The sequence below is a fragment of the Pontibacter lucknowensis genome (assembly GCF_900156415.1).
Taxonomy (GTDB): Bacteria; Bacteroidota; Bacteroidia; order Cytophagales; family Hymenobacteraceae; genus Pontibacter; species Pontibacter lucknowensis.
In genome coordinates, this window is sequence record NZ_FTNM01000001.1 from 175,115 (window position 1) to 187,745 (window position 12,631).

The following is a 12,631-nucleotide window of genomic DNA, read 5'->3' on the forward strand; positions in this document are numbered from 1 at the left end:
TGTATAACGGAGTTATTTCAAGGCGCAAAACTAATGTATAAAAGGGACAATTCCACACAACACCCCAAAAAGTTTTAACTTACTCAAAATCAAATGGTAGCAGCCTGGGTACAAAACATAGCTGACCGCGTGTCAGTGAACTACCGCCTCCTCGCAATATTTTATACCAGGCCTTTAAACTTCCTGGCTAAGCCTTAGTCTATACCTACCGAGCGGCTTATACCTGTTCACCTGATCTATTCAACCAAACCAACCTTTTCATGAAGAAAATTTACCTTCTCGCTATGCTGCTGATAGCGGGCATCAGTGTACAGGCACAGCCGTCTGGTACGCCGACTAAGGGGAATTACCAGCTTGCTTCCCGCTTCTCACCCAAAAAGCTGGAGAAACTTATTTTCACCACTAACCTCGACCCGCACTGGCTCAAGAACTCCGACCGCTTCTGGTATGAGTACGAAACCAGCAATGGCAAGAACTGGTACATCGTAGATCCTGCCGCCAAGTCTAAAAAACTGCTTTTCGACAATGCTAAAGTAGCCTCTGCCGTGACCATGATCGTGCAGGACCCTTTTGATGCGCAGCACCTGCCTATTAAAAACCTGAAGTTCACTGAAGATGAAAAGAGTGTACAGTTTGAGATCAAGAGTTCGATCGACCAGGTGAAGAAAGACCGCCTCGACAAAAAAGCCGCTGACTCGCTGGAGAAAAAGACTTTTTACTTCCGCTATAACCTGGCTACCGGGCAGGTGGTGGAGCTGAAAGACTTTGAAAAGCCGAAGTCTAAGCCACGTTGGGCCTCTATCTCCCCTGACCAGCAAGTAGTGGTTTACGCCAAAGAGCACAACCTCTACTGGATGGATAAAGCGAACTATGAAAAGGCGCTGAAGAACGAGAAAGACTCCACCATTGTAGAGCACCAGCTCACCAAAGACGGCGTGGAGTACTATACCTATGGCGACTCTCGTGGCGAAACGAACGTGGAGCGCGAGAAGAACAAGAAGAACCGCAAGCCAGCCTTCATCCTGTGGTCACCGGACTCGAAGCAGTTTGCCATGGTTCGCACAGACGAGCGCAAGGTGAAAGACCTGTGGGTACTGCACCACACCGCTAATGGTCGCCCTGCACTGGAAACCTACAAGTACCAGATGCCAGGCGAGAAAGAAGCACCTAAAAGAGAGCTGCTGATCTTCGACTTTGCCAACAAAACGCAGAAACGCATCAACACGGCAGCCTTCAAAGACCAGGAATTGTCGCTGTGGCCTGCTCCTGCCCTGCAGAAGCAGCGTGACGATGAGCACCGCCCCAACCTGTGGCACGGCACCAAAGACAAGCTATACTTTACTAGAACCAGCCGCGACCTGAAAAAGATCGACGTATGTGAGCTGGACATCGCTTCAGGCAAGGTAACGCCTGTTATCGAAGAGCGCTTCAATACTTACATCGACATGAACCGCATCGGCTTGGTAAAGGGTGGCAACGAGATCATCCATTGGTCTGAGCGTGATGGCTGGGGACACTTCTATCTTTATGATGGCAAAGGCAACCTGAAAAACCGCATCACGAGCGGTTCTTTCCATGCAGAGGACCTGGTAGGTATAGACGAGAAAAACCGCGTGCTTTACTTCACAGCCAATGGTCGTGAAAACGGCGAAGACCCTTACCTGATGCACCTCTACCGCATCAATTTCGACGGCAGCGGCATGACACTTCTCAACAAAGGCAACTTTGACAACAGCATCAGTCTGAACGACGACAACACCTATTTTGTGAACACGGCTTCGCGCGTGAATACCGTACCTGTATCAGCGCTGTACGACACGAAAGGCCGCAAGGTGATGGATCTGGAGAAAGCCGACCTGAGCCGCCTGATGACAACTGGCTACAAATTCCCGGAGCCGTTCATGGTGAAGGCAGATGATGGCATTACCGACATTTATGGTGTGATGTACAAGCCATTTGACTTTGACTCAACCAAGACCTACCCGATTATCGCTTACGTATACCCAGGCCCGCAGACAGAGGCCGTGAACAAGTCATTCGGCCGCAGCATGGACCGCATCGACCGCCTGGCGCAGCTGGGCTTTGTGGTAGTCACTGTAGGTAACCGCGGTGGTCATCCGGCCCGCTCTAAGTGGTACCACACCTTCGGCTACGGCAACCTGCGTGACTACGGTCTGGCTGACAAGAAAGCCGCTATTGAGCAGTTGGGCGACCGCCACCGTTTCATCGACATCGACCGTGTAGGTATAACTGGTCACTCCGGTGGTGGCTTTATGTCTACGGCGGCTATGCTGGTATACCCTGACTTCTTTAAAGTAGCGGTATCGGGAGCAGGTAACCACGAAAACAACATCTACAACCGCTGGTGGAGTGAAAAGCACCACGGCGTGAAAGAGGTGGTTTCGCCTAAAGGTGACACGACCTTCGTGTATGCCATCGAGAAAAACCCGGACCTGGCTCAAAACCTGAAGGGACACCTGATGCTGGCAACTGGCGACGTGGACAACAATGTGCACCCTGCAGGCACCATCCGTATGGCCAATGCGCTGATCAAAGCCAACAAGCGCTTCGATTTTGTGCTGCTGCCAGGCCAACGCCACGGCTTCGGCGACATGACCGAGTATTTCTTCTGGATGATGGGAGACTACTTCACCAAGCACCTGTTAGGCGACTTCTCGCAGCCAGTAGATATCAAGGAGATTAACCGTGAGATTGAAAACGTGGGCAACAAGCGACGAAATGGATTTCTAGCAGCCCCTGACGAAGAGTAGAGCACAAACCCTGAAACACAGAACAGCCGCAGCGAGATGATTCTCACTGCGGCTGTTTCTTTATAAAGCTATACCTGCGACAGGTACAGCCTTATACCTGACTAAAGATCGATCCTCAACACCCAGCGCCCCTGTTCCATAATAGTAAAGCGCACTTCGCGGTCGTAGGTGGCAGTACCCATTTGATTAGATGCCCTGAACCGGACGGTGCCTTCGAAGGGAATCACCATGTTTTCGAAACCTACAAAATTCTGTGAAGCCAATTGATTTCCGCTGCTGCCAGCTAATTGCACGTCTTCGAGGTTACGCAACACACGGCCTGACTGCATTACAATGACATCAATCATATTGCCCTCCGCGCTTTGCTTAGACAATGAGGCCCGCTGTACATCCCGTTTGTAAGAGATCCTGGTCTTTTTAACAGTCGGGGCTTTTTTTTTCATTTTTGGGTCATCCTCCCGCACATAGGCCACCTTCGTAGAGTCTTGCCCTTTCACAATGGTATCCTGAGAGGAGACCATCAATTCAGAAACATTAAAAGAAGCACCCTCTCCCTTAATCGGAGCAGGTCCGGCACCACGTACGGCTTCCATACCTATAGCGGCACATAGTAACATGGGTAAAAGATAAACCTGTTTCATAGCAATGACTTAAAATGAACCACTGTCAATAACTGTGAACATAATACTTAAACGCATCATTACCAATAAGTAAGGTCATTATTTAGCAGACGGAGGTATACCTGTTGCAAACGCCCCTAAAAAGCCATCTCCGCCATGCGCAGCTTGCTAACAAACAGTGCATGGCGGAGATGGCCTGGTATTTTTAGAGTGTTTCTTAAATTTTAAAGAATCTGAGCCCAGATGGCCCGGAATAAGCGGAAGGCTAAAAATTTAAACATAATTGTAAGCGTAATCTTGTTTAATTGTTCTAAAGACAAACTCCTTATTCGTCAAAAGCACTACAAATGTTTCAGCATCTCGATCTGCTCGTCATTGAGCAGGATGTAGCGGTTGTTAAAAGGGTTGGCAAAGAACTTCTCTGCTATCACATATTCGCCCGAATTCAGTTTATGGATATTATAACTGAAAAGGCTGTTGGAACGCTCAATGATCAGCTCAGTACGGCTAAGGTCAAGCTCACGTCCGCAGGTAGTGGTAATGATGTCAGTATTGACCGTCATGGTAGATGAATACATAATTGGAAGATTTAGCAAGGTTCTTTACGCAGGACTTGCCAGTTGGTGACACGCAAGGACCATAAAATCAGTTATATTTATCCACATTGACACCCGTCGCTTTAAGCTATACCTTATTTGTCATGACAAGGAGTGCTTCAACTTAATAAAGTATCTGCCGCATCTCAGGGCGCTGCTTTGCTTGTATCGCCCTGCATCTGCTATACCTTAAGTCCTGAATCCGGCAATGGGACTAAAAAACATCAGCTCCTGAAATTTTTTTTAGCTTGCGCCAGCGCTGCCCCACAGCTCAGGACCGGGCAAAGAAGTTGGTCAAATCTGGCAAAGAGCCACAGAATAAGACTGTGAATTTCACTCAATTAAGCACCGAATCAGCTCCTGTTCGCTCCTGCCAAAGCGAACTTTTGGATGGCAAAAGCGTAGCCAAAAAGTACTAGGACAAGGCGCTAAAGCAGATTTTGGACTATATTTTTCAAAAAAATTTGAGGCAAATGTTTGCAGTTTAAAATAGCCTGCCTATCTTTGCATCACTGAACGACGAAGGGGCTTCCACCCTGAAATCTAGTAGGTAGCTTGTCCGATGGTGTAACTGGCAACACGTCTGATTTTGGTTCAGAAGAGTCCAGGTTCGAAACCTGGTCGGACAACTTAAAAAGGCAACCCACAGCGATGCGGGTTGCCTTTTTTGCTTTACACCCTCCTGCCTAACTAATTAAAAATCAGAAATATCAGGTAGCATATCTGCGGAATTTCGTAGCTTTGCAGGCATAATAACCTAAACCAAACCCTTCAAACATTTAGCATTATTATGCCACAGGTAAAAATTTTTGCTGGCTCCGCCTCCAAGTACTTAGCTGAAAAAATCGCAGCCGCTTACGGTACGCAACTCGGCGACCTTGAGCTTTTACGTTTTAGTGACGGGGAGATGGCACCACACTTCAATGAATCCGTTCGCGGTGCAGAAGTATTTCTGGTGCAGTCCACGTTTCCGCCAGCCGACAACCTGATGGAGCTTATGCTGATGGTAGATGCCGCCAAGCGTGCCTCAGCCCACAAAGTGATCGTGGTGATGCCTTACTACGGTTATGCCCGCCAGGATCGCAAAGACAAGCCCCGTGTTTCTATCGGCTCAAAAGTGCTGGCCAACGCCATCCAGTCAGTAGGTGCTGACCGCCTGATGACATGCGACCTGCACGCCGGCCAGATCCAGGGCTTCTTCGATATTCCGGTAGATCATCTGGATGGTTCTGCCATCTTCGTGCCTTACCTGCGCAGCCTCAACCTGGGCAACGACCTAATCTTCGCTTCTCCTGACGTGGGGGGTGTGGTAAGAACAAGAGCCTTTGCCAAAAACTTCGGTGCTGAAATGGTTGTCTGCGACAAACACCGCAAACGCGCTAACGAGATCGCCTCGATGCAGGTGATCGGTGACGTGGAAGGTATGGACGTGGTACTGGTGGATGACATGGTAGACACTGCCGGCACGATCACACAGGCAGCTAAACTCCTGAAAGACAAAGGTGCCAAGACGGTTCGTGCTATCGCCACGCACCCGGTACTGTCAGGACCGGCTTACGAGCGTATCGAGAACTCCGTACTGGAAGAACTTGTGGTTTCCGATACCATTCCATTGCGCCAGGATTGCTCCAAGATCAAAGTGCTTTCGTTCTCTGAGCTGTTTGCCCGCGCCATCAACAACGTAGTGACACACGAGTCTATCAGCTCGCTGTTTATATAAGTTGAATTTTTAATTGCTGGTTGTTAATTATTGTTTCTCATCAATTGATGACCAGCGTTGATCATAATAATAAAGTAGTCTGCAAAGGTGACTGAATGCCTGCTTGTTAGGTTAATTGTACAATTCAAGAAAAAAACAATTAACAATTTAACAATCAGCAATTAAATCCATACCTTTGTGCCTTCAAAAATTTAACAAATTCATTTTTATGAAAACTTTAGAGATTATAGGGTTTAAAAGAGCAAATCTCGGTAAAGCACAGACGAAAGAGCTGCGCAATGAGTCTTATGTACCAGGTGTATTGTATGGCGGCACTGAGCAAGTTCACTTCTACGCCCCAGCTATCCTGTTCAGAGACTTAGTTTATTCTCCAGAAGTATACGAAGTTGATCTGAATATCGAAGGCACGCACTACAGAGCGATCCTTCAGGACGTACAGTTCCACCCAGTAAACGAAATGCTGCTTCACGTTGACTTCCTGCAACTGCAAGAAGACAAAGAAGTAAAAATCGACGTTCCTGTTAAGTTCGTTGGTAACTCTCCTGGTGTAATGGTAGGTGGTAAGCTTGTGACTAAACTGCGTAAGCTGAAAATCAAGGCGCTTCCAGCTAACCTTCCGGATTATATCGAGGTGAACATCTCTGACCTGGAGCTTGGCAAGTCTATCAAAGTAAGCAAGATTGCGAAAGGTGACTACGAGATCCTGACCAACCCACTTGCTCCGGTAGCAACTGTTACGATTCCACGTGCTCTTAAGAGCGCACAGGCTGAAGAGGCTCGCGGCGGTAAGAAATAATTACTGTTGCTTCAAAAGCATTCAAGATCCTGTCCTGCTCCGAGCAGGGCAGGATTTTTTGTTTCTCCTAAATGGCTAAATGGTTTAATTGCTAAATTGTCGCCCGCTACATCAGAAATACGGTTCATATCCTATCACCTTGGTGCACAGGCGTAAATTGGGTTTCCAGAATTTAAAACTGTAGCATTTAACAATTTAACCATTGAGCAATTCACCTATTACAAAGCTAAAACAATGGCTGGGCCTTAAACAAGAGGCGGCAGCGAGCATTGAAGATACAAGTATGAAATACCTGATCGTGGGCCTTGGCAATATCGGCCCGGAATACGCGGAGACGCGTCACAATATCGGTTTTATGGTGCTGGACTACCTGGCGCAGAAATTTGATGCAAAGTTTGACACAGGTCGCCACTCATTCGTGACTGAGATCAAGAGCAAGGGCCGCACCTATGTGCTGGTGAAACCCACTACTTACATGAACCTGAGCGGCAAAGCCGTAAGCCACTGGCTCAGCAGCCTGAAATTGACACCGGATCAGATGATGGTGATCACCGACGATATTGCCCTGCCCTTTGGGAAGCTGCGCATCCGCGCCAAAGGCAGTGCAGGCGGGCACAATGGCTTGAAGCACATTGAGCAGACCCTGGGCCACAACAACTACCCGCGCCTGCGCTTCGGCGTTGGCGATACCTTCCACAAAGGCAAGCAGGTAGACTATGTGCTCAGCAACTTCAGCGAAGACGAAAAGATCGACCTGCCGGGCATTATTGAAAAAGCAGCTGAGTCCGTGATCGCTTTTGGCAGCATCGGACTGGAGCGTACCATGAACCAGTTTAATACAAAGTAAGAACAGGCTCCTGACGGGGCCATCCTATACCTGACAGAAATACTTAGCAACCCGCGCACAGCGGCCACAACTATGAAACGCCTGTTCCTCTTATACCGCAATGCTTTCGGAGGCCTCTCCCGCCCTGCCTGGATGATGTCGCTGGTGATGTTCATCAACCGGAGCGGGGCCATGGTAACGCCATTCCTGGCTGTATACCTGACCGAGGTGCTGGACTATTCGCTCAAAGAGGCCGGTATGATACTGAGTATCTATGGGCTTGGCTCAGTGTGCGGTTCCTTCCTGGGCGGCTGGCTCACAGATCGGGTGGGTCACTTCAAGGTACAGTTTCTGAGCCTGACGGTTGGGGGCAGCTTATACTTCCTGTTGCTTAACCTGAGGCAGTTTGAGTACATGGCGGCCGGAGTGTTCATACTGAGTCTGGTAAACGACACCCTGCGCCCGGCGAACTCAGTTTCTATCTCCTATTACGCCCGACCTGAGAATGTAACACGAGCTTTCTCGCTCAACCGGATGGCCCTTAACCTGGGCTTTTCCATTGGTCCGGCCTTGGGAGGTTTTCTGGCGGCTATCTCCTATCGGTGGCTGTTTATAGCGGATGGCATCACGTGTATTTCGGCGGGCATCTTCTTCTTTTTCTACTTCCGGAACCAGCAGGGTCATCGTCCGCAGCCGAAGCAGAAAAAGGCTGAACAAACCGAAAAGGCTATACCTGCCGAACGCTCGCCTTACCGGGACGTGCCTTTCCTGCTGTTCACAGTTTTGTGCTGTAGCTTCGCCGCCATCTTCTTTCAGTTTATTACTACCCTGCCCCTTTACTACCGGCAGGTATACCAATTATCTGAAACAGGCATAGGCAGTTTGCTGGCGTTCAACGGCTTCATCGTATTTATGCTGGAGATGATTGCCGTATACCTGATTGGCGACAAAGTCCGCAAATCAGTGCTGATCGTGACTGGTATGCTGATGCTGGGTTTCTCGTTTATACTGCTGAATATGAACATGGAAGTAAGCACGCTGTACGTGGCTATGTTCTTATTGAGCCTGTCCGAGATACTGGCGATGCCATTTATGGCCACTATCACGGTGGAGCGCTCTACGGAGAATAATCGGGGATCTTATATGGGGCTGTATACCATCTCGTACGCTGCTGCGCATGTGGTAGCACCATACCTGGGCACCACTATTGCCTCGAAGTACGGCTTTGACACCCTTTGGTGGAATGTGGGCGGATTGGCTGTTATCACGGCAGTAGGCTTCTACTTCGTTGTGCAGTACATGGAGCGGGAGCGGCTTCGCAAACAACCAATTGTGGCTTCCGGAGAAGCAGGTGTGATGGTAGGATAAAACACCCTGGTACTTGTATAAAGCAAAAGCCCTTGCCTGTTTCAATAGGCAAGGGCTTTTTATGTGTCGGGCAGGTATAGCTTAGCTTACCGTACCACCATTCTTGACCTCTTTGCTTGGTTGTACAAAGGCTAGCGAACCATCTGCATTTTCGGCCATCAGGATCATACCCTGACTGGTGATGCCTTTGATCTCGCGCGGCGCCAGGTTCACGAGGATGCTCACCTGCTGCCCGATGATCTCCTCTGGATTGAAGAACTCGGCTATTCCGCTCACCACGGTGCGCTGGTCTATACCTGTGTCGATCTTCAGCTTCAGGAGTTTCTTGGTCTTGGCCACTTTCTCCGCTTCTATGATCGTACCGATACGGATGTCCATCTTGGTGAAGTCCTCAAAGTTGATGTTCTCCTTGGCTGGCTCGACAACGGCATTGGCCGCTTCGTTAGCTTTCTTGGTGTCGAGCAGTTTCTGTACCTGCGCTTCTACGGCGGCGTCTTCGATTTTCTCGAACATCAGCTCCGGCGTACCGATCACGTGGCCGGCTGGCAGCAGCTCAGCGGCACCGGCATCAGCCCATTTGCCTTGGTTCATGCTCAGCATAGAGCGCAGTTTAGCAGCAGACTCTGGGAGGAAAGGCTCCATCAGGATGCTCAGACTGCCTGAGATCTGCAGTGCGATGTTCATGATGGTTTTCACGCGCTCCTCGTCCGTCTTGATCAGTTTCCAGGGCTCGGTGTCGGCCAGGTACTTGTTACCCAGACGGGCTAGGTTCATGAGTTCGCTCAGGGCATCGCGGAAGCGGTAGCGCTCGATATAGGTGGCAATCACCATCGGCATGCCTTCCAGTACACCCAGCACTTCTTTGTCATAGTCCTGCAGCTCACCACGGGCCGGTACCTCGCCGTTGTAGTACTTTTGGGTAAGCACTACAGCACGGTTGATAAAGTTACCCAGGATGGCTAATAACTCGTTGTTGTTGCGGGCCTGGTAGTCTTTCCACGTGAAATCGTTGTCTTTGCTCTCCGGTGCGTTCGCGCACAAGGTATAGCGCAGCACATCGCCTTTGCCCGGGAACTCCTCGAGGTACTCGTGCAGCCACACCGCCCAGTTGCGGGAAGTGGAGATCTTGTCGCCCTCCAGGTTCAGGAACTCATTGGCCGGCACATTGTCTGGCAGCACATAGTCGCCGTGTGCCTTAAGCATGCTCGGGAAGATGATGCAGTGGAACACGATGTTATCTTTGCCGATGAAGTGCACCAGCTTCGACTCCGGATCTTTCCAGTAGGTTTCCCAGTCCGGGGTGAGGTCTTTAGTAGCCGAGATATAGCCGATCGGCGCATCGAACCACACATAAAGCACCTTGCCTTCTGCCCCTTCTACCGGTACCGGCACGCCCCAGTCAAGGTCGCGGGTAACGGCACGCGGCTGCAAGCCCTGGTCGATCCAGCTCTTACACTGGCCGTAAACGTTGGGCTTCCAGTCGCCTTTGTGGCCTTCCACGATCCACTCGCGCAGCCAGGGCTCGTACTCGTTCAGCGGCAGATACCAGTGCTTGGTCTCACGCATTACCGGCACAGCGCCGCTCAGCGTGCTTTTCGGGTTGATCAGGTCAGTCGCATTAAGGGAAGTACCGCAGCTTTCGCACTGGTCGCCATAGGCGTTCTCGTTGCCACATTTCGGGCAAGTGCCCACGATGTAGCGGTCAGCCAGGAATTGCTGGGCTTTCTCGTCGTAGTACTGCTGCGTGGTCTGCTCGATGAACTTCCCGTCATTGTACAGCTTCAGGAAAAAATCAGAAGCCGTTTCGTGGTGCGTTTTAGAGGAGGTGCGGGAGTAGATGTCAAAGGACACGTTAAAATCCTCGAACGACTTCTTGATCAGTTCGTGGTACTTGTCCACGGCCTGTTGCGGTGTGATGCCCTCTTTCTTGGCGCGGATAGTGATCGGCACCCCGTGCTCGTCGGAGCCGCAGATGAATTTCACGTCTCGGCCCTGCGAACGCAGGTAGCGCACATAGATGTCAGCCGGCAGGTATACGCCCGCCAGGTGCCCGATATGCACCGGACCATTGGCGTAAGGCAACGCTGCCGTTACAGTATATCGTTTATAGTTTTCAGCCATAGTCTTTGTAAAAACGCAAATATACAAATACCCGTTGGATTGATAGGCTACACTGTCCCTATTCCAAAAAAATGGCAGGTGTAAACTGACTAGCCCGTCACTTTTACGTAAACGGTAGACCGGCTATACCTGTATCATCAAGAACTCAATCACCTGAAGTATATGAAGAACAAAGATAATTTTCACGAAAAGAAAAATGACAGCGGCCATCTGGGCGAGGACAAGGACAGAAATAAAGTAAGCAAGAACCTTGCTCCCAAAGGCACTGACCGTGAGTCAGAGAACACACCACCCGGTAATGAAGTTTATGTAGACCTGGAGCCAGACGAATTGCACCTGGCCGATGAGGAAGATGAAGTGGAAGACGTGAGCGACCTGCGCAGCAAAGACAAGGATAAAGACAAAAAGAAAAAATAAACAAGAAGCGCTGCCTGAAAGGGCAGCGCTTCTTGTTTATACCTTAGTTATTATTGCCAACCGGCGGCCTGGTAGGAAGTATACGCAGGACTCGGTGCCGTGTGGAATCCACTGGGGCATGGGGCAGTTGCAGCGGTCTTACTTCGGGAGGCAGGTTAACTGGTGCATTCCGATCGTACTCTTCAATATTGCGCTTGCGATTTATATCGCTTGCCTGCTCATACATTTGCCTACGTACCGGATCACCTTCGCTAACTCTGACCCGCTGCGTATGACCAGGATCAGGAGGTAAAGTACCTCTCCCTCCTTCCGATAGCGACGTACAGCTCATGGCCCCCAGCAGCACGATGCCCCCTATCCAGCTTCTATACCTTTTCATCTTGTTTCATCTTAAAATAGTAAAATAAAGATGTCGATTAAAACACCCTATACTATGTATACGGATGAAAAAGTATAAAAGAACGTACTCTTAATTATTATCCTTCAGGTTCTGCTGACCAACCTGTGTGAGCATTAGCCCCTCGGGTGCCGGCGTTACCCAGGCCAGTTTGGCCAGGTGGTGCTCAGCCTCTTTCTGCACATCTTTGTATTTAGGGTAGCGTTCCTGCAGGTATGGGTATAGCTCCTGGTACGACAGCACGCTGCCAGCCTCTATGTTATGTTCCCTGAAGGCACCCATGATGCACTGCGCCACATTTTCTATATTATCCGCTTCGGAGTGTAGTTTGTTCATGTCTGTTGTCTCGTTAGTGTTGGATAGAAAATACGGGGTATGTGAGTCAAGAGTTGAAAGTTAAGACTCAAGAGTAAAACCCTACTCCGCTTTTATGAACCCAAGTGCTACCGAGTTGAGGCAGTAGCGCAGGCCGGTGGGCTTGGGTCCGTCGTCGAATACGTGGCCCAGGTGTCCGCCGCAGCGACCGCAGACTACTTCGGTGCGCACCATGCCCATGCTACGGTCAGCTACTTCACGCACGTTCTTAGACGAAATCGGTCTGAAAAAACTCGGCCAGCCTGTGCCGGAGTCGAACTTCGTGTCAGAGGTGAATACTTCATTTCCGCAGGCGGCGCAGGTATAGACGCCTTTTTCTTTGTGATCATTGTACTTGCCACTGAAGGCCCGCTCTGTTCCTTTTTGCCGCAGCACATAATACTGAGCCGGCGTAAGTTGCTTTTTCCACTCCGCTTCGGTTTTGTTGATCTCGTAAGTTTGCTTTGATTTCTTTGAGTTGTCGTTTTGGGTGGCACTTACATCCCCCGATCCTGCCACAATGGCCTCAGAATCGGTAATGGGCTGATCCTGCTGTCCGCAGGCGGGCAAGCTCAGGAGCAACAGCAAGGTATAGATATAAAACATTTTCATACAGTTGTTTACGAAGTACAAGAGCAAAAAACA

12 protein-coding genes and 1 tRNA gene are annotated in these 12,631 nt (G+C 49.8%); 7 read left to right on the forward strand and 6 right to left on the reverse strand.

Going from position 1 to position 12,631, the window contains the following annotated elements:
• Positions 1-260: 260 nt before the first annotated feature.
• Positions 261-2,771, forward strand: a complete 2,511-nt coding sequence (locus tag BW972_RS00725; protein ID WP_076420411.1) for a S9 family peptidase — start codon at positions 261-263, stop codon at positions 2,769-2,771.
• A gap of 101 nt (positions 2,772-2,872) precedes the next feature.
• Here the strand turns inward: BW972_RS00725 and BW972_RS00730 are convergent, their stop codons facing one another.
• Both BW972_RS00730 and BW972_RS00735 read right to left on the reverse strand, forming a co-directional pair.
• A complete protein-coding gene (locus tag BW972_RS00730; protein ID WP_143731777.1) occupies positions 2,873-3,388 on the reverse strand; it encodes a hypothetical protein in 516 nt (171 codons plus the stop codon).
• 344 nt (positions 3,389-3,732) lie between these two features.
• Positions 3,733-3,969, reverse strand: coding sequence for a hypothetical protein (locus BW972_RS00735; RefSeq protein WP_076420415.1), 237 nt, complete (start codon positions 3,967-3,969; stop codon positions 3,733-3,735).
• Positions 3,970-4,543: 574 nt separating this feature from the next.
• Here BW972_RS00735 and BW972_RS00740 point away from each other — a divergent pair.
• The 5 genes from BW972_RS00740 to BW972_RS00760 all read left to right on the forward strand — a co-directional run bounded on the left by BW972_RS00740 (position 4,544) and on the right by BW972_RS00760 (position 8,697).
• Positions 4,544-4,616, forward strand: a tRNA-Gln gene (locus BW972_RS00740).
• Positions 4,617-4,777: 161 nt separating this feature from the next.
• Positions 4,778-5,707 carry a ribose-phosphate pyrophosphokinase gene (locus tag BW972_RS00745; RefSeq protein WP_007657501.1) on the forward strand — a complete coding sequence of 310 codons (930 nt, stop codon included), beginning with the start codon at positions 4,778-4,780 and terminating at the stop codon, positions 5,705-5,707.
• A gap of 208 nt (positions 5,708-5,915) precedes the next feature.
• Positions 5,916-6,503: a 50S ribosomal protein L25/general stress protein Ctc gene (locus tag BW972_RS00750; RefSeq protein WP_007657508.1), complete on the forward strand. Its 588-nt coding sequence runs from the start codon at positions 5,916-5,918 to the stop codon at positions 6,501-6,503.
• A 283-nt stretch (positions 6,504-6,786) separates the two neighbouring features.
• Complete coding sequence (gene pth / locus BW972_RS00755) at positions 6,787-7,350, forward strand: aminoacyl-tRNA hydrolase (protein WP_040574263.1); 564 nt, start codon at positions 6,787-6,789, stop codon at positions 7,348-7,350.
• A 72-nt stretch (positions 7,351-7,422) separates the two neighbouring features.
• Entirely contained in the window at positions 7,423-8,697 is a 1,275-nt protein-coding gene (locus tag BW972_RS00760) for an MFS transporter (protein ID WP_076420417.1), read from the forward strand.
• Positions 8,698-8,778: 81 nt separating this feature from the next.
• Here the strand turns inward: BW972_RS00760 and metG are convergent, their stop codons facing one another.
• Positions 8,779-10,818: a methionine--tRNA ligase gene (metG, locus tag BW972_RS00765; protein WP_076420419.1), complete on the reverse strand. Its 2,040-nt coding sequence runs from the start codon at positions 10,816-10,818 to the stop codon at positions 8,779-8,781.
• A gap of 162 nt (positions 10,819-10,980) precedes the next feature.
• Here metG and BW972_RS00770 point away from each other — a divergent pair, with 162 nt between their 5' ends.
• Complete coding sequence (locus BW972_RS00770) at positions 10,981-11,235, forward strand: hypothetical protein (protein ID WP_007657516.1); 255 nt, start codon at positions 10,981-10,983, stop codon at positions 11,233-11,235.
• 43 nt (positions 11,236-11,278) lie between these two features.
• On the opposite strand, the gene BW972_RS19685 is transcribed toward BW972_RS00770, so the two are convergent.
• The 3 genes from BW972_RS19685 to msrB form a co-directional block, all read right to left on the reverse strand.
• Positions 11,279-11,614, reverse strand: coding sequence for a hypothetical protein (locus BW972_RS19685; RefSeq protein ID WP_143731781.1), 336 nt, complete (start codon positions 11,612-11,614; stop codon positions 11,279-11,281).
• Positions 11,615-11,704: 90 nt separating this feature from the next.
• Positions 11,705-11,968: a hypothetical protein gene (locus BW972_RS00775; RefSeq protein ID WP_230391930.1), complete on the reverse strand. Its 264-nt coding sequence runs from the start codon at positions 11,966-11,968 to the stop codon at positions 11,705-11,707.
• Positions 11,969-12,049: 81 nt separating this feature from the next.
• Entirely contained in the window at positions 12,050-12,598 is a 549-nt protein-coding gene (msrB, locus tag BW972_RS00780; protein WP_007657520.1) for a peptide-methionine (R)-S-oxide reductase MsrB, read from the reverse strand.
• Positions 12,599-12,631: the final 33 nt, after the last annotated feature.

Bases quoted from the DNA above. Each gene is read 5' to 3' on its own strand.
- BW972_RS00730 (WP_143731777.1), bottom strand. From the start codon at position 3,388: ATGTTACTATGTGCCGCTATAGGTATGGAAGCCGTACGTGGTGCCGGA.
- pth (WP_040574263.1), top strand. From the start codon at position 6,787: ATGAAATACCTGATCGTGGGCCTTGGCAATATCGGCCCGGAATACGCG.
- metG (WP_076420419.1), bottom strand. From the start codon at position 10,818: ATGGCTGAAAACTATAAACGATATACTGTAACGGCAGCGTTGCCTTAC.
- BW972_RS00735 (WP_076420415.1), bottom strand. From the start codon at position 3,969: ATGTATTCATCTACCATGACGGTCAATACTGACATCATTACCACTACC.
- BW972_RS00775 (WP_230391930.1), bottom strand. From the start codon at position 11,968: ATGAACAAACTACACTCCGAAGCGGATAATATAGAAAATGTGGCGCAG.
- msrB (WP_007657520.1), bottom strand. From the start codon at position 12,598: ATGAAAATGTTTTATATCTATACCTTGCTGTTGCTCCTGAGCTTGCCC.
- BW972_RS00745 (WP_007657501.1), top strand. From the start codon at position 4,778: ATGCCACAGGTAAAAATTTTTGCTGGCTCCGCCTCCAAGTACTTAGCT.
- BW972_RS00725 (WP_076420411.1), top strand. From the start codon at position 261: ATGAAGAAAATTTACCTTCTCGCTATGCTGCTGATAGCGGGCATCAGT.
- BW972_RS00750 (WP_007657508.1), top strand. From the start codon at position 5,916: ATGAAAACTTTAGAGATTATAGGGTTTAAAAGAGCAAATCTCGGTAAA.
- BW972_RS00770 (WP_007657516.1), top strand. From the start codon at position 10,981: ATGAAGAACAAAGATAATTTTCACGAAAAGAAAAATGACAGCGGCCAT.
- BW972_RS19685 (WP_143731781.1), bottom strand. From the start codon at position 11,614: ATGAAAAGGTATAGAAGCTGGATAGGGGGCATCGTGCTGCTGGGGGCC.
- BW972_RS00760 (WP_076420417.1), top strand. From the start codon at position 7,423: ATGAAACGCCTGTTCCTCTTATACCGCAATGCTTTCGGAGGCCTCTCC.